Genomic DNA, 15,140 nt, shown 5'->3' with positions numbered 1-15,140 from the left:
GTGTATCGCGTTGGAATTGACGTCGGCGGCACGAATACCGATGCCGTTGTGTTACAGGAAAAGACCGTTCTGGCGGGGGTGAAAGCCTCCACCACCGAAGATGTGACGTCCGGTGTCATCGAAGCCCTTGAAAAGGTGATCGAGGCGTCGGGCATCGACAGGGCACGCATCGATGCCGTGATGATCGGCACCACGCATTTCACTAATGCGGTGATCGAGCGGCGGCATATGGACGAGGTCGCAGCCATCCGGATCGGCCTGCCGTCCGGCGCTGGCCTGCCGCCGATGGTCGACTGGCCGGATGACCTCCGGGAAATCGTTGGTAACCACGGCTACCAGGTCCGCGGTGGATATGAATTCGACGGTCGCGAAATCTCAGCCCTCGATGAGGACGAGATTGTCCGCATCGCCGCCGATATCCGCGCAAAGGGCCTGAAGGCCGCGGCCGTCACCTGCGTCTTCAGCGGCATCAATGATGCGATGGAAGTGCGGGCGAAGGATATCCTGCAGGAGCGCTGCCCCGGCCTGCCGGTGGTTATGTCCAAGGATATCGGACGGCATGGTCTGCTCGCCCGCGAAAGTGCTGCGATCATGAATGCCAGCCTTCTTTCGCTTGCGGACCGCACCGTTGCCGCTTTCGGCGAGGCGCTGAAGGCAGCGGGCATAACCTGCCCGTTCTACATCACCCAGAACGACGGCACGCTGATGGCGGCGGATGTGGTGCGTGGCTTCCCCGTGCTCACCTTCGCCTCCGGGCCGACGAATTCCATGCGCGGCGCGGCTTTCCTCACCGGCCTCAAGGATGCCGTGGTCGTGGATGTCGGCGGCACCACCTCCGATGTCGGCTCGCTGTCGCACGGCTTTCCGCGCCAGGCGTCCACGACGGTGGATATTGGTGGCGTGCGCACCAATTTCCGCATGCCGGATGTGTTCTCGATCGGTCTCGGTGGCGGCTCGCTGGTGGTCAATGGCGAACATGGCCTCATCGTTGGCCCGAAATCCGTCGGTTACCGCGTCCGCCGCGAGGCGCTCTGCTTCGGCGGCACGACCCTGACTGCAACCGATATTGCTGTCGCATCCGGCAAGGCGGACGTGGGCGAGAAGGCTCTGGTTTCCACTCTGGACAAGCGGCTGGTGGATGCCGCAGTCAAAAAGATCAACGACATGCTCGAGTCCTGTGTGGAACGCAGCCGCATCTCGTCATCGCCGGTTCCGGTGATCGCCGTTGGCGGCGGCTCCATTCTCATGCCTGACCGTATCGGCGATCTGGAGGTCATCCGCCCCGAGAATTTCGCGGTGGCGAATGCCGTGGGTGCAGCGATCGCGCAGATCAGCGGCGAGACGGACCGCGTCTTCTCGCTGATCGAGGGGCGCACGCGTGAAAGCGCGCTTGCCGAGGCGGAGGCCGAGGCGCGCGAAAAGGCGATTGCGGCAGGCGCAGTGGCCGAAACGCTGGAAGTCATCGAGCGCGAGGATATGCCGCTTGCCTATCTGCCCGGCAATGCCACCCGCATTCATGTGAAAGTCGTTGGAGAAATGGGAGCCAATCATGGCTGAGACGCGCAAGCTGAAATATGACGAAGCGGCATTGCGTACGCTGACGAGGGAAGATCTCGACGCGCTGGAAATCGGTGCGGGCATTCTCGGCACGGGCGGCGGCGGCAACCCCTATCTGGGAAAGCTGCTTGCACTCGAGGCCATGAAGGCCGGTTACGAGATGAAGATCCTTGCGACCGACGCCATCGAGCCGGACGCACTATGCATGTCCATCGGCGGCATTGGCGCCCCCGTTGTCGGCGTGGAACGCATCCGCGAGGGCCGTGAGGGTCTGCGTTGCCTGCGCGCCATGGAAGAGCTGATCCGCACGCCGGTAGACGCCATCGTCTGCGAGGAAATCGGCGGCTCGAACTCCATGAACCCGCTGGTGACGGCGGCGCTTGGTGGCCTGCCGATCCTCGATTGCGACGGCATGGGCCGGGCTTTTCCCGAGATGCAGATGACGACCTTCTCCATCTATGGCCACAGTTCGACGCCATCGGTGATGTGCGACCTGCACGGCAATGCCGTGATCTTCAGCCACGCCGTTTCCGAAGTCTGGCACGAGCGCATGGCCCGCGCCTGCGTCGTTTCTCAGGGCGGCGGCGCGATGCTGGCGACCGCGCCGATGCAGGCCCACTACGTGCACCAGTATGGTATTCCGAAAACCTACACCAAGGCGATCGCGCTCGGCGAGGCGGTGATCCGTGCCCGCAAGCAACAGGAAGACCCGATTGCGGCAGTCTGCGCGCTTGAAGGTGGAAGGCGCATCTTCAACGGCAAGATCACCGATCTGAAACGCCATCTGCGCGGCGGTTTCGCCGTGGGCGATGTCGAGCTTTCCGGCTTCGACGATTGCTCGGGCCAGACGGCGAGCGTGGCGATCCAGAACGAATTCCTGCTGTTCCGCCGTGACGGCAAGGTGGAAGTGACCGTTCCTGATCTGATCGTCTTGCTCGATGTCGATACCGGTTACCCGATAACCACCGAAGTCCTGCGTTACGGCCAGCGCGTGGCCGTTGTCGCGATCCCCTGCCACGATCTGCTGCGCAGCGCCCGCGCGCTCGAAGTCGTTGGACCGGCGGCTTTCGGTTACCCGGACATTCCTTTCTCACCGCTGCCCGTCCCGGTCGGCAAGGCTGCCTAACCATAAGCGGGGCAAATGACCCGCAATAAAGAGGAGAACGACAATGAAAATGCCAGGACTTCCTTCCCGCCTTGCCGTGCTTGCGCTCGGCACGGCAATCGCGTTGCCGCTTGTTTCTTCCGCTGCTTTTGCGGAGGACAAGGTTTCGGTCGCGGTCAACACCATGCAGATATTCAGCTCGCTCGACCCGGCGAAAGTAACTGACTATACCGGCTACATGGCTATCGTGAACATGTATGACGGCCTGACCACGGTGAATGCCAAGGGCGAAATCGTGCCGCATCTGGCAAAGTCCTGGGATATTTCTGAAGACGGCCTGACCTATACCTTCCATCTGCGCGACGATGCGAAGTTCCAGGATGGCACGGCGGTGAAGGCTGCCGATCTCGTCTGGTCGGTGCAGCGCCTGCTCGGCATCAACAAGGGTCCGTCGAACCTCATCGTCGGCGTGCTGAAGCCCGAAAACGTCAGCGCGCCTGATGATGCGACCCTCGTCATGAAGATCGAGCGTCAGTTTTCGCCCTTCATGGCCTCCACGCCGCTGATGATGGCGCTGAACAAGACGTTGATCGAAGCCAATGCCAAGCCCGAAGACAAGTGGGGCGAGGCCTATGTGGGCGAACATTCCGCCGGTTCCGGCCCATACAAGCTCGTCAGCTACAACCGTTCTGCCGATATGGTCATTGCCCGCAATGCGGACTATTTCCTTGGCTGGACCAAGGGCAAGCCGATCGACGAAGTACGCTTCGTCCAGACGAGCGACGACGCCACCGTCAAGGCGCTGGCTGAAAAGGGCGAACTTGGCCTTTCCTCGCACGGCCTTGGCAACGACACCTATGAATCTATCGGCCGCATGAAGGGTTACAAGCTGATCCAGACCCGCACCGCCGGCGGTTTCGTCATCAAGCTCAACACCAAGGTTTACCCGACCGACGACGTTCACGTTCGTCGCGCCATTGCCTATGCGACGGATTACAAGACGATCCAGGAAGTAATCTATCCCGGTTTCGACATGCAGGGGCCGCTCTCCGACGCTTTCAAGGATGCGCATAACGGCGATATTCAGCCCGGCGTGTACGATCTGGAAAAGGCGAAGGAGGAACTGGCGAAGTCGAAATATGCCGGCCAGAAGATCACGCTGGTCAACAGCTATGTCGCTTCGCTGGCCTTCGAGGCGGAAGTGGCGCTGCTTTTGCAATCCAGCCTCGAGCAGATCGGCATCACGCTCGATATCAAGCCCGAGCCATGGAACCGTATCGTCGAGCTTTCCTCCAAGCCTGAAACGACGCCAGCGTCGACGCAGGTCAATATCTCGCCGACCTATCCGTCTCCAGATGCGATGTTCTACAACCAGTATCACTCCAGGGCATCAGGCACATGGATGTCGATGGAATGGCTGCAGAACGCGGAAATCGACGGGCTAATCGACAAGGTCCGTGCCACGACCGATACCAGCGAACAGAACGCCACCTACAAGGACCTTCAGACCAAGATCGCCGATCTTCAACCGGATGTCTGGGCGGTTGCACCTAACCGCCGCTATGCCGCGAACAAGTGCCTTCAGGGTTACGAGTTCATTCCCATGCAGAGTTGGGACCTGAACTTCTCCAACTTCCATTGGGACTGCAAGGCGGAGTGATCTCCGTCCCATGAAAAGCGGTCCCGCCGCAGGGCGGGGCCGATGAGACTTGGAACGATAAAGGGAAGGAGCATCGCTTGCGCCGGAACGGCTGCGGCATGCCCGAGGATGACGCATGATCCAGGAATTTTCCGAAGACGATATCGAACCTCTCGCCACCGGCGCCTGGATTCTGGGAACGGGCGGTGGAGGCAATCCCTATATCTCGACGCTCAATCTGCGCCGTCTTTATGCCGAAGGCAGACGGGTGAAGGTCATGGACCCCATGGCGCTTGCCGATGATGACATGGTTGCGGTCGTCTCCAAGATGGGTGCACCGCTTGTTGGTCAGGAACGGCTGGGAGACCCCGTTCATCTTGCCCGCGCGGTCGAGGTCATGGAGGATTATCTCGGCAAGCCTTTCCGGGCGATCATGAGCGTGGAAATCGGCGGTTCGAATGCGTTATCGTCCTTCCTCGCCGCCGCCATGCTCGACCGTCCCGTCGTCAATGCCGATGCCATGGGGCGTGCTTATCCCGAAGCGCAGATGACCTCATTCGCCATCGGCAACCTGCCGATGTTTCCGCTGTCGCTGGTCGATGTACGCGACAATGAGGTGATCGTGACGCGCGCTGCGTCCTGGAAATGGATGGAGCGCATCTCGCGCAAGGTCTGCACCGAAGTTGGTTCCACCGCCGCCACCTGCAAGGCGCCGCGCACCGGCAAGGAAGTGAAGGAATGGGGCATTCATTACACCGTCACAAAGGCGACCGAACTCGGGCGCGCGGTGATGGAGGCGCGTGCACGCCATGATGACCCGGTTCAGGCGGTTCTCAACCATGAGGGTGGCAAACAGCTGTTCCGCGGCAAGGTGGTGGATGTCGCCCGCGAGACCACCGGTGGCTTTCTGCGCGGCAGTACGACCATTGAAGGCATCGACGCCGATCGCGGCTCACGCATGGAACTTGCCTTCCAGAATGAGTGGGCGGTCGCCTTCCGCGACGGCCAGCCGGTCGCCATGACGCCGGATTTGATCTGCCTTCTTGACAGTGTTTCGGGCAGCGCCATCGGCACGGAATCGGTGCGCTATGGCCAGCGTGTCACGGTTATCGCCCTGCCGGCGCCGGAACTCTTGACGACGCCTGCCGGCATTGCTGCCGTTGGCCCGCGCGCCTTCGGTTATGACATTGACTTCAGATCGGTATTCCCATGAAACGCATCGGTATTGACGTTGGCGGCACCAATACGGATGCCGTTCTGATCGATGGAGACGCCATTGTAGCCTCGATCAAGGTTCCGACCACGCAGGATGTCCTGTCCGGCGTGAAGGCGGCCCTAGCTCACGTGTCTGGCCATGTCGGCGCGGCAGATCGCCCGATCGATGCGGTCATGATCGGCACCACCCATTTCACCAATGCAGTCGTGGAGCGTGCCCGGCTGGAGCGGGTTGCGGCCATCCGCATCGCGCTGCCGACCGGTTCTTCACTGCCGCCCATGTGCGACTGGCCGAAGGATCTCTACGAGGCCGTCGATCCGCTGATCTTCATGGTTCATGGTGGCCATGAATATGATGGCAGTCCGCTGGTGCCGATGATCCCGGATGAAATCCGTGAAGCGGCGATGAAAATCCGCGATGCGGGCATCACCTCGATCGCCATTTCTGCAACCTTTTCGCCGCTGACCACGGAGTGCGAGGTGAGGGCGGCGGAGATTGTCAGTTCGGTGATCCCCGATGCACGCATCACGCTTTCCCATACGCTGGGCCGTATCGGGCTTCTGGAACGCGAAAACGTCGCACTTCTGAATGCCGCCTTGCAGACGCTCGGCAGGACCACGGTACAGGCATTTTCGGATGCGCTGCGCGAAGCGGGTGTAAAGGCGCCGTTCTATCTTACACAGAACGACGGCACCGTGGCGCTTGCGGATGTGGCTGCCGCAAACCCCGTGCACAGCTTCGCTTCCGGCCCGACCAATTCGATGCGTGGTGCCGCTTTCCTCACCGGGCTTTCCGATGCCATGGTGGTGGATGTCGGCGGCACCACCTCCGATATTGGTTGCCTTGTCGGTGGTTTTCCGCGTGAGGCAAATAATATTGTCCATATTGGCGGGGTCCGCACCCTGTTCCGCATGCCCGATCTTCTACCTGTAGCACTTGGCGGCGGCACCATTGTCGACCCGCAGACAGGCAAGATCGGCCCGCGCTCGGTGGGGTATCGCATCCTGACTGAAGCCCGCGTTTTCGGCGGCGAGACACTGACGACATCGGATATCGCCGTTGCGGCAGGCCTGATCGAGATGGGCGACAGGGATCGTGTGAAGGGCCTCGATCCGGCATTCGTGCAGGCGACACTCGGCCATATCCGCGACATGGTGGCTGACAGTTTCGACCAGATGAAGACATCAGCCGAAGACGTGCCGCTCGTCGCGGTCGGCGGCGGCGCATTCCTGATACCGGAGCAGGTGCCGGGCGCATCCGAGGTGCTGCGTGTGGAAAATGCAGGCGTTGCCAATGCGCTCGGCGCAGCGATGGCGCAGGTGTCCGGTGAGGTGGATCAGGTCTTTTCCGGGTTGAGCCGCGACGAGGCCCTTGCGAAAGCCGAGACCGAAGCGCAGAACGCGGCGGTCGCTTCGGGAGCGGAGCGCGCGAGCCTCAAGACGCTTGAGGTGGAGGATATTCCCATCGCCTATCTGCCTGGCGGCGCTCGCAGGGTCCGCGTGCGTGTTATCGGCGATATCGCCTTTCATTGATGGTAAGAGGCCCTGCCTGCGGCGGGGCAACAGTGGAGTGAGGATATGACGAAGATCGCACTGGCCATTCACGGTGGTTGCGGGGTTATGCCGGAAGACAGCATGACTCCGGAGGAATGGGAAGCGGCGCGCCAGGATCTGGCAGCGGCACTGCGCGCCGGTTATGGTGTGCTCAAGGCTGGCGGAACTGCGCTGGAAGCGGTTGAGGCGGCAGTCGTCGTCATGGAGGACAGCCCGCATTTCAACGCAGGCCATGGGGCGGCGCTCAACGAGAATGGCATTCACGAACTCGACGCGTCGATCATGGATGGCAAGACCCTTGCGGCAGGCGCAATCAGCGCCTCCCGCGCCATCCGCAACCCCGTGAAGGCGGCCCGGGCGCTCATGGAGGATGAACGCGCAGTCTATCTCACCGGTGAAGCGGCTGACCGGTTTGCGCAGGAGAAAGGGCTTGCCACGGAGCCTCAATCCTATTTCACCACTCAAAAGCGTGTCGAGGCGCTGGCGGCCATGAAGGCCCATGCCACCGCAGGTACGGAAGCGACGGAAAACGAAAAACACGGAACCGTCGGTGCCGTGGCACTCGATGCGGCTGGGCATCTCGCAGCCGCGACATCCACCGGCGGCTACACCAACAAGCCTGACGGCCGGGTGGGTGACAGCCCTGTGATCGGGGCGGGCACCTATGCACGCGACGGCGCCTGCGCCGTTTCCGGCACCGGCAAGGGTGAATTTTTCATCCGTTACGTCGTCGGCCATGAGATCGCGTCCCGTGTCGCCTATCTCGGGCAGAATCTGGAAACCGCCGCTGGCAACCTCGTCCACAAGGATCTGGCGCCCTACGATATCGGTGCGGGTCTTGTCGCCATCGATGCCGAAGGTGGCATTGCCGCGCCCTATAATACGCCCGGCATGTTCCGGGGCTGGGTGACTCCATCAGGAGAGGCCCGTGTTGCCACCCACGACAGGGTCTATGACGTGGAATTGTAACCGGCGACCGACCGGGCCGAATGACAATGCGAAAAAAACCGGTGACATGAAGGCCTATCGGCGGCAAAAGGTCTGAACCGAAACCGGCTCGTCTTTTCATCCCATGGTGCTGGCCTCATGAATATCAAGCAGCTCGAAGTCCTTCGCACGCTTCTTTCCACCGGCTCGACCATCGCCACCGCCAAGGCCATGGGGCTCAGCCAGTCCGGTATCAGCCGGCTTCTGGCTCAGCTCGAGGCGGACCTGTCGCTGACGCTGTTTGCCCGTGACAAGGGGCGGCTGATCCCGACGCCGGAGGCAGCGCTTCTCGCGCGTGACGCGGAAAATGTGCTGCTTGCCGTCGACCGCATGTCCGGCCACGCCGAAGATCTGCGCAATGGTGCTGCCGGTCCGGAAATCGTCCGCATCGGCCTGCCGAGCAGCATGTGGGAGAACTTCGCGCCCGCCATGCTGATAGACTATGTCAGGGATTTCCCCGGCGTGCGCATCGAGACTTTCTTTGAAACGACCACCGCCATCAACAGGCTGGTTGGCGAGCGGGTGATCGACCTCGGTTTCCTGCGCATGGAAGGTGAGATTGGACCGGGCATTGATGTCGAGCGTGTCGCCACCGGCAAAAGCGTCTGCGTGGTCCGTCAGGATCACCCTTTAGCCGAGCTTACCGAGATAACGGTGAAGGACCTGCGCAACGTTCCGCTCATTCTGATCGGCAGGCAGCGGCCGAACCGCATGGCGCTCGAGCAGGTCTTCAAGAAGGCGGGCGTCAAGCCCATGGTGAAGATCGAGACCCACACCAACAGTTCCGCATGTGCCTATGTCGCGCATGGTCTGGGCGTTACGATCATCAGCAGTTTTTATGCTAACCTCTACAGGCACCTTCCCGTTGTGGCGCTGCCCTTCATTCCGCAATCAACGCAGGAGTTCGGTCTTGCCCGGGCCTCGGGCGCACCGCTGTCCATCGCGGCGCAGGCACTCAGCGACGCCTTGAAGCAACAAATCCAGCTTTCGCAAAAAATCGACTGAAAACAGGGTTTTTCGCGAGAAATCTCATTGTCCCTGTCAGGATGAAACGTGCCACCATTCTGCATAGGCGTATGACGTTTATGCATAATATTGCGCGTTATTTATCAATCCGTCATAGTCATTCGCAACGAAACCGATAGAGGCGGGAGCACGTTCCCGGCCATCAATCGTGGGGAACCGATGATAAGATTCATACTGAGCCGTCTTTTGATGGCGCTGCCGACGATCGCCTTTGTGTCGATCACGGTTTTTGCGCTCATCCGCTTCATTCCGGGTGATCCAGCCGCCCTGATGCTGGGCGACATGGCGCAACCGGAACAGATCGAGGCGATGAGAACAGAGCTTGGTCTCGACAAGTCCATGCCGCAACAGTTCTTTATATGGGCGGGCAATGTGGTGCAGGGCGATTTCGGCCGGTCCATCGTCAACGACGAGGCAGTATTGCCGCTGGTCGTGTCGCGGTTCCTCGTCAGTGCCGAGATCGTCGTCGTCGCCGTTCTGCTCGCCAGCCTGATTGCGGTTCCGGCAGGTGTGATCGCCGCCTGGAAACAGAACAGCCTGACCGATCTTGCACTGGTGGGAACGGCAACCCTGCTTCTGTCCATACCGACATTCTGGCTCGGGCTTCTGCTTCTGTTGTTCTTCGGCCTAAAGCTCGGCTGGCTGCCGGTGCTGGGATACGTGTCGATCAGCGACAATCTCGTTGGCGGCATGCTCTATCTTGTCCTGCCTGTCATGACGCTGGTGATCCACGAAATGGGTGTTCTGATCCGCATGGCTCGCGCCTCCACGCTGGAAGTGCTGCGGCTGGATTACATTACCCATGCCCGCGCCAAGGGACTTTCGGAGAGCGCCGTCCTCTGGCGGCACGCCTTCAAGAATGCCTTTGGTCCGACATGGACGATGATCGGCCTCATCCTCGGCAATCTTCTCGGCGGCATCGCCGTCATCGAGACGGTCTTTACCATTCCGGGGCTCGGGCGGCTGATGGTCGACAGTATCTTTGCGCGTGACTACCCCGTCATACAGGGCTGCCTGCTGTTCGTTTCCCTGTCCTACGTGCTGGTCAATCTCTTCGTCGACCTTCTTTATCCCCTCTTCGATCCGCGTGTGGTTGCCGAATGAAAAAGTTCACACTCAACGGGCTTATCGGCGGCGTTCTCATCGGCCTCCTGCTCATCACCGCCATTACCGGCCTGTTCTGGACGCCCTATGATCCGATGAAGCTCGGTTTCGCCTCGCGGCTGGCCGCGCCCGGTCCCAGCCATCTTCTCGGCACCGACGAATTCGGGCGCGATGTTCTCAGCCGCCTGATGGTCGGCGCGCGTGCCAGCGTCTGGATCGGCTTCCTGACGGTCAGCTTCGCAACGATCTGCGGCACTCTGATCGGTCTTGTCAGTGGTTATGCACGCGGCTGGGTGGATGGCGTCATCATGGCCATCAACAACGCGCTTCTCGCCTTTCCGGGCATTCTCCTGGCGCTTGGCCTTCTCGCGGTCTTTGGCGCCAACCAGTACGGCATAATCTTTGCGCTCGGCATCGCCTACACGCCGTCCATGGCCCGCGTGGTGCGTGGCGCGGTATTGTCGCTGCGTGAGCGCGAGTTCATCGAGGCATCGCTGGTGATGGGCAATGGCGAGATCTACACCATGTTCCGCCATATCCTGCCCAATTGCATCGCGCCGATCACGGTGCTTGCCACGTCCATGTTCGGCTGGGCAATCCTCTCGGAAAGCGCACTGTCCTTCCTCGGCCTTGGTGTGCCACCGCCGGCCCCCACCTGGGGCAACATGCTGGCCGCCGGCCGGCCCTTTATTCAGCAAGCCGTCTGGCTCGGGCTTTTCCCCGGTCTCTGCATCGCGCTGACACTGCTCGGCATCAATCTTCTGGGCGATGCCCTTCGCGACAGGCTTGACCCGCGTATGAGAGGTCTCAAATGACGGACAATACTCTTCTTACCGTGCGCGGCCTTTCGCTGGAGGTTGCAGGAAGCGGCCACCGGGTCGTCAAGGATGTTTCTTTCGATATTGCGCCTGGCGAAATCTTCGGCATCGTCGGCGAAAGCGGATCGGGAAAGACGCTGGCCACCCGCGCGCTCATCTCGCTTCTGCCCCCGGCAATTGCCGTCACCGGCGGATCGGTCATCTACAAGGGAAGGGACGTGATGTCCCTGCCGGCAAGGGAACTTCGCCGCCTGCGCGGCGCGGAAATCGGCGTCGTTTTCCAGGAGCCGATGACCTCTCTCAATCCGTCGATGACGATTGGCCGGCAGCTGGAAGAAGGCCTGATCCTTCACACCAAGTTATCGCCGGAAGAGCGCCGCGAAAAAATTCTCGAGATGCTGAGACGGGTCGGCATCCGCGATCCCGAAGGGGCGCTTGCTGCCTATCCGCATGAGTTTTCCGGCGGCATGCGCCAGCGCATCATGCTAGCCTCGGTCATGCTCCTGAAACCGGCGCTGCTGATCGCCGACGAGCCGACGACGGCGCTCGATGCCGTCATCCAGCGCGACGTCATGGAGCTGATGGTCGAACTGACACGGGCGGAGGGAACAGCCGTCCTTCTCATCAGCCATGACCTGCCGATGGTGGCCCGCTATACGAGCCGTATCGTGGTTATGGAGAAGGGCGCGATCGTCGAACAGGGTCGCACCGAAGACCTACTCGATGCGCCGCAGCATCCCTATACGAAAAAGCTGCTTTCCTCTTTGCCCTTCCGGGGCGAGCCGCGTGTCGTCGACACCAGCAAGGCGCCGATGATTTCAGCCCGAAACATTGTTGTCGATTATGCCGGACGCAAGTCACTGCTGAAGAAAGCCAAGCCGAAGCGGGCGCTGCATGGGGTCAGCATCGATATTCACGAAGGTGAGGTCGTGGCGCTGGTCGGTGGCTCCGGCTCCGGCAAGACCACGCTTGGCCGCACCATTGCCGGTCTCGTAAAGGAAAGCGAAGGGCAGATCCAGTTTCAGGGGCGGGAACGCAACGAGGACTGGAACGACTATCGCCTGAATTGCCAGATGGTGTTTCAGGATCCCTATTCCTCACTCGATCCGCGAATGACCATTCAGGCGCTGGTGGATGAGGCGTTGCGTCTCGTCCCCGGTCTCGATCAGGCCGCCAAGCGCAAGCGGGCGCTGGAAACGCTGGAAGAGGTGGGGCTTGGCGCAGACTATGCCAGCCGTTATCCGCACGAGCTTTCCGGCGGCCAACGCCAGCGCGTGGCGATTGCCCGTGCCATTGCCCGCCGTCCGCGGTTCCTGATCGCCGACGAACCGGTTTCCGCCCTTGACGTGACGGTGCGGGCGCAGGTGCTGGATCTCTTTTCCGATCTGCAGAAACGTTACGGCTTTTCCTGCCTGTTCATCAGCCACGATCTCGGCGTGGTCGAACAGGTGGCCGACCGTGTCGTCGTCATGCAGGACGGCCGTATCATCGAAGAGGGCGACCGCGACACGATTTTCGACAGCCCGAGAGAGGCCTACACACGCCGGCTCCTCTCGGCCATTCCCGCCCTCGACCAGAATGAAAAGGGCGGTGTGACACTCAAATGGCGTCTGGAAGAAGAAGTTTAACAGGAAGATGACAATGACTGTGGCTGCCCAACTGAATGCTATCTGTGATGCACAGCCTTTTGTGACGCGCTTCATGGTGCGCAATCTCCTGACCGGCGAAGAGATCGGACGGGGAGAAAACGAGGAGACCCCATCGGGCAGCACCCGCAAGACGTCGATCATGATGGCCGTGCTCAAGGCCGCCAGCGAAGGGCGGCTCGATCTCGACCAGCCCGTCACCTATGAGAAGAGGCTGGCGGAAGAGGTGGCCAGCGGCATGTTCCGCTATCTGACGCCGGGTATCGTCATTTCCCTGCGCGATGCGCTCGCCGGCATGATGGTGCTGAGCGACAATGTCTGCACCAAGATGGTGCTGGAGCGGCTGACGCTTGAGGAAGTGGATAGCTATTGCAAGACGCTCGGCATGGCCAATACGCACCACCGTTTCCTCATTCCGCCGTTGGCGCTGGCGGCCGATCATCCGCTGAAGACCGTCACCACCACCTCGGCGGCGGACCAGGTGCTGCTGCTTCAGACCATTCTTGATGCCCAGTCCTCGCCAGAGGCGCAGGCAAAGCTCGGCTGCAGCCCGCAATTGTGCGGCTGGGCAATGCAGACGCTGAAAAACCAGATATTGCGCTACGGAATCCGCTCCCGCCTGCCGTTCGAGGCTGTGGTGGCGAGCAAGAGCGGACGCGGCAAGCGCGGGCGTATGGACGCCGGCATCGTCTACAGAAACGGCGCGCCGTCTTTCATCATCACCGCCTATACCGATGAAGTGCTGCAGGTGATGCCTGACGGCACGCCGGGATACACCATCGCGCTCGAAACGATCGGCCGGCTGGCGCAGGCCTGCTGGGATGGATTTCAACAATGATAATCAACGACAACAAAGAGGGTAGAACAGTGAAAAAACTTCTTCTCGCAGGCGCGGCCCTGCTCGTAACAGCCAATATCGCGGCGGCTCGCGACATCACCATCGCGCAGAGCTCCGATCTGCGCAGCAGTAATCCCGGCGTCAATCGTGACGGCAATACGGACGGGGTGATCCTGCACATCGTCGAAGGCCTCGTCGGTTACAACAATGGCGGCGAAGTAAAGCCGCTGCTTGCCAAGAGCTTCGACGTTTCGCCAGATGGTCTCACCTATACGTTCAAGCTGCGCGCGGATGTAAAATTCCATAACGGCAAGCCGCTCACCGCAGAGGATGTCGTCTGGAACTGGACGCGCTATCTGAAGCCCGAAACCAAATGGGCCTGCCTGAATGATTTCGTGGAAGGCGGTGCCGCGCATGTCACCGGCGTCAAGGCCACGGACGCCTCCACGGTTCAGATCACGCTTGAAAAGCCGTCAGCCGTTTTCCTCGGCCTGATGTCGCGGCCCGAATGCGGTTATACCGGCATGATCTCGCCGGAATCCGTTGCCGCTGACGGCAGCTTCGTCAAGCCCATCGGCACCGGTCCGTTCCAGTGGAACGAATGGAAAAAGGGTGAATATATCCGCCTCGCCAAATTCGCGGATTATGTTTCGCCTGTAAATGACGGCAAGCCGGATGGCATGGTCGGCTCCAAGCGGCCGCTGGCCGACGGCATCAAGTTCATGGTTATTCCGGACGCCTCGACCGTGAAGGCGGGCCTCGAATCCGGCGTGCTCGACACCGCCGAGATTTCTCCCGATCTCATTCCGGAGTTCAAGACGAATGAGAAGATGCAGCTCATTGTTGCCCGCAACAACGGCAAGAACCTTTTCTATATTCAGACCCGCGACAAGGTGCTGAGCAATCCCGGCGTGCGCCGCGCCATGGCGATGGCGCTTGATCTCGATGAATTGGTCGCCGCCGCATCGAACGGTACGGGCGAAGCCAACGGCTCGATGGTTTCACAGGACTCGGTCTATTTCGATGAGACCCAGAAGAAGCGTCCGGCCTATGACATTGAGGCAGCCAAGAAGGAACTGGAGGCAGCCGGTTACAAGGGCGAGCCGATCTCTATCATCGCCAACAAGCGCGGCAATGTGCCGAGTTTTCCGGCAGCCGTCATGGCGCAGGCCATGATGCAGCAGGCGGGTCTGAACGTACAGATCGAGGTGCTGGACTATGCCACGCAGGTGGATCGTCGCCGTTCCGGCAATTATCAGGTGATCTCGCAGTCTGTCGCGCCGCGTCTCGATCCGGCCCTGATGTATGCATTCTATGTCGGTAACAAGGACAAGAACGCCTCCCTGATGTGGGATGATCCGAAGGCGATCGAGCTGATGAAGGCCGCCTACGTCGAGGCCGACCAGGCGAAGCGCCAGAAGATTTTCGACGAGTTCCACGAACTGATGCTGAAGGAAATGCCCGGCATCTTCCTTTACGACATGGTCGATGTCTGGGGCGCGACCAAGAAGCTCAAGGGTCAGCCGGTCTGGCAGTCGAACGCCCGCCTCTGGGAAGTCTCGGTCGACAACTGATCCAATATTACCCGCGCCGGAAGTAAAGCCCGGCACGGGCATTTTCCATCATGACCGTAATGATTTGGCGGCCCCCC

The 15,140-nt window shown here is 60.8% G+C and carries 12 protein-coding genes; all 12 read left to right on the top strand.

Translation table 11 applies throughout. The features are described from left to right. The 12 genes from CRP02_RS05675 to CRP02_RS05620 all read left to right on the top strand — a co-directional run bounded on the left by CRP02_RS05675 (nucleotide 1) and on the right by CRP02_RS05620 (nucleotide 15,063). A complete protein-coding gene (locus CRP02_RS05675) occupies nucleotides 1-1,557 on the top strand; it encodes a hydantoinase/oxoprolinase N-terminal domain-containing protein (protein WP_097171257.1) in 1,557 nt (518 codons plus the stop codon). Next, a complete protein-coding gene (locus CRP02_RS05670) occupies nucleotides 1,550-2,683 on the top strand; it encodes a DUF917 domain-containing protein (RefSeq protein WP_013761623.1) in 1,134 nt (377 codons plus the stop codon). Before CRP02_RS05675 ends, CRP02_RS05670 begins: the two co-directional genes overlap by 8 nt. 43 nt (nucleotides 2,684-2,726) lie before the next feature. Then, nucleotides 2,727-4,322: an ABC transporter substrate-binding protein gene (locus tag CRP02_RS05665; RefSeq protein ID WP_179783948.1), complete on the top strand. Its 1,596-nt coding sequence runs from the start codon at nucleotides 2,727-2,729 to the stop codon at nucleotides 4,320-4,322. A gap of 115 nt (nucleotides 4,323-4,437) precedes the next feature. Continuing rightward, a complete protein-coding gene (locus tag CRP02_RS05660) occupies nucleotides 4,438-5,514 on the top strand; it encodes a DUF917 domain-containing protein (protein ID WP_035199485.1) in 1,077 nt (358 codons plus the stop codon). Further along, nucleotides 5,511-7,049 carry a hydantoinase/oxoprolinase N-terminal domain-containing protein gene (locus tag CRP02_RS05655; RefSeq protein ID WP_097170507.1) on the top strand — a complete coding sequence of 513 codons (1,539 nt, stop codon included), beginning with the start codon at nucleotides 5,511-5,513 and terminating at the stop codon, nucleotides 7,047-7,049. The genes CRP02_RS05660 and CRP02_RS05655 overlap by 4 nt, the downstream gene beginning before the upstream one ends. Nucleotides 7,050-7,094: 45 nt before the next feature. Next, nucleotides 7,095-8,039 carry an isoaspartyl peptidase/L-asparaginase family protein gene (locus CRP02_RS05650; protein ID WP_097170506.1) on the top strand — a complete coding sequence of 315 codons (945 nt, stop codon included), beginning with the start codon at nucleotides 7,095-7,097 and terminating at the stop codon, nucleotides 8,037-8,039. A gap of 117 nt (nucleotides 8,040-8,156) precedes the next feature. After that, complete coding sequence (locus CRP02_RS05645; RefSeq protein ID WP_097170505.1) at nucleotides 8,157-9,062, top strand: LysR family transcriptional regulator; 906 nt, start codon at nucleotides 8,157-8,159, stop codon at nucleotides 9,060-9,062. Between the two features lie 180 nt (nucleotides 9,063-9,242). After that, a complete protein-coding gene (locus CRP02_RS05640; RefSeq protein WP_097100103.1) occupies nucleotides 9,243-10,187 on the top strand; it encodes an ABC transporter permease in 945 nt (314 codons plus the stop codon). Next, nucleotides 10,184-11,002, top strand: coding sequence for an ABC transporter permease (locus CRP02_RS05635; RefSeq protein ID WP_003511004.1), 819 nt, complete (start codon nucleotides 10,184-10,186; stop codon nucleotides 11,000-11,002). The genes CRP02_RS05640 and CRP02_RS05635 overlap by 4 nt, the downstream gene beginning before the upstream one ends. After that, a complete protein-coding gene (locus CRP02_RS05630; protein ID WP_097170504.1) occupies nucleotides 10,999-12,633 on the top strand; it encodes an ABC transporter ATP-binding protein in 1,635 nt (544 codons plus the stop codon). The genes CRP02_RS05635 and CRP02_RS05630 overlap by 4 nt, the downstream gene beginning before the upstream one ends. A 13-nt stretch (nucleotides 12,634-12,646) precedes the next feature. After that, nucleotides 12,647-13,489, top strand: a complete 843-nt coding sequence (locus CRP02_RS05625; RefSeq protein ID WP_179783947.1) for a serine hydrolase — start codon at nucleotides 12,647-12,649, stop codon at nucleotides 13,487-13,489. 29 nt (nucleotides 13,490-13,518) lie between these two features. Next, entirely contained in the window at nucleotides 13,519-15,063 is a 1,545-nt protein-coding gene (locus CRP02_RS05620; protein WP_179783946.1) for an ABC transporter substrate-binding protein, read from the top strand. The last annotated feature ends 77 nt before the right edge of the window (nucleotides 15,064-15,140 follow it).

This window comes from Rhizobium sp. AN5 (assembly GCF_900215255.1).
Classification (GTDB): Bacteria; Pseudomonadota; Alphaproteobacteria; order Rhizobiales; family Rhizobiaceae; genus Agrobacterium; species Agrobacterium tumefaciens.
Note: the sequence above shows the minus strand (reverse complement) of the source record. Positions and strands in the feature narration are given on the sequence as shown.

What these genes read in the sequence shown, in the direction of transcription:
- CRP02_RS05670 (WP_013761623.1), top strand. Translation starts at nt 1,550, where the DNA reads ATGGCTGAGACGCGCAAGCTGAAATATGACGAAGCGGCATTGCGTACG.
- CRP02_RS05665 (WP_179783948.1), top strand. Translation starts at nt 2,727, where the DNA reads ATGAAAATGCCAGGACTTCCTTCCCGCCTTGCCGTGCTTGCGCTCGGC.
- CRP02_RS05660 (WP_035199485.1), top strand. Translation starts at nt 4,438, where the DNA reads ATGATCCAGGAATTTTCCGAAGACGATATCGAACCTCTCGCCACCGGC.
- CRP02_RS05655 (WP_097170507.1), top strand. Translation starts at nt 5,511, where the DNA reads ATGAAACGCATCGGTATTGACGTTGGCGGCACCAATACGGATGCCGTT.
- CRP02_RS05650 (WP_097170506.1), top strand. Translation starts at nt 7,095, where the DNA reads ATGACGAAGATCGCACTGGCCATTCACGGTGGTTGCGGGGTTATGCCG.
- CRP02_RS05645 (WP_097170505.1), top strand. Translation starts at nt 8,157, where the DNA reads ATGAATATCAAGCAGCTCGAAGTCCTTCGCACGCTTCTTTCCACCGGC.
- CRP02_RS05640 (WP_097100103.1), top strand. Translation starts at nt 9,243, where the DNA reads ATGATAAGATTCATACTGAGCCGTCTTTTGATGGCGCTGCCGACGATC.
- CRP02_RS05635 (WP_003511004.1), top strand. Translation starts at nt 10,184, where the DNA reads ATGAAAAAGTTCACACTCAACGGGCTTATCGGCGGCGTTCTCATCGGC.
- CRP02_RS05630 (WP_097170504.1), top strand. Translation starts at nt 10,999, where the DNA reads ATGACGGACAATACTCTTCTTACCGTGCGCGGCCTTTCGCTGGAGGTT.
- CRP02_RS05625 (WP_179783947.1), top strand. Translation starts at nt 12,647, where the DNA reads ATGACTGTGGCTGCCCAACTGAATGCTATCTGTGATGCACAGCCTTTT.